At 54.8% G+C, this 217-nt stretch carries 1 pseudogene; it reads left to right on the plus strand.

Features of this window, described 5'->3' with window-relative positions:
* Positions 1-217 (plus strand): annotated as a pseudogene (locus A3709_RS24075) (DUF21 domain-containing protein); the annotation flags it as partial.

A 217-nucleotide genomic window follows, 5' to 3' on the forward strand; every position in this document is an offset into this window, starting at 1 on the left:
CGGTCCTGCTTTCGGTCACCCCGGGTTTTGTCGCCAGCCAACAAACTGACAAACCACGACGTGCCAAAGCACTCCAAAACGTCAAAGAGAATCTGGATGAATCCATCTCCAGCATTCTGATTCTGAACACCTTTGCCCACACTATGGGCGCAGCCGGCGTCGGCGCTCAGGCCCTGAAAGTGTTCGGCACCCAATACGAAACACTGGTGGCCTTTCT

The organism is Halioglobus sp. HI00S01 (genome assembly GCF_001635445.1).
Classification (GTDB): Bacteria; Pseudomonadota; Gammaproteobacteria; order Pseudomonadales; family Halieaceae; genus Halioglobus; species Halioglobus japonicus.